1 protein-coding gene is annotated in these 825 nt (G+C 64.1%); it reads right to left on the reverse strand.

The genetic code is table 11. From position 1 onward, the window contains the following. On the reverse strand, nt 1-825 hold an 825-nt coding region (locus AC2AXP_RS22650), incomplete at both ends, for a transketolase family protein (protein WP_484381991.1).

The raw sequence follows: 825 nt of genomic DNA on the forward strand, positions 1-825 counted from the left end.
TGGCGCTCGATGCCGTACTGCCAGGCAATCGCCGATTCCACCTGGTCACACGGACGCCAGGTGCTCATGTTCGGGGTCACCCGCAGGCTGGCCAACTGCTCCACCGGCTGGTGAGTCGGGCCGTCTTCTCCCAGACCGATGGAGTCGTGGGTGTAGACGAACACGTTGCGGATTTTCATCAGCGCCGCCATGCGCACCGCGTTACGGGCGTATTCCACGAACATCAGGAAGGTCGCCGAGTACGGCAGGAAACCGCCGTGCAGCGCGATGCCGTTGGTGATGGCGGTCATGCCGAACTCGCGCACGCCGTAGTGGATGTAGTTGCCGGCCAGGTCATCGCCCAGCGATTTGGAGCCGGACCACAGGGTCAGGTTGCTTGGCGCCAGGTCGGCGGAGCCGCCGAGGAACTCCGGCAGCAGTTTGCCGAACGCTTCCAGCGCGTTCTGCGACGCCTTGCGGCTGGCGATGTTGGCCGGGTTGGCCTGCAGCTGCTCAACCACTTTCTTCGCTTCTGCCTGCCAGTTGGCCGGCAGTTCGCCGTTCATGCGGCGTTTGAACTCCGCAGCCAGTTCCGGGAAGGCCTTGGCGTAGGCGGCGAACTTGTCGTTCCAGGCGGCTTCTTTCGCCTGACCGGCTTCTTTCGCATCCCACTGGGCGTAGATGTCCTGCGGGATTTCAAAGGCGGCGTATTTCCAGCCCAGCTGTTCGCGGGTGGCGGCCACTTCGGCCTCGCCCAGCGGTGCGCCGTGGGAATCGTGGGTGCCGGCCTTGTTCGGCGAACCGAAGCCAATCACGGTTTTGCACATCAGCAGCGACGGTTTGTCG

This window comes from Serratia sp. Sp408, from assembly GCF_057180665.1.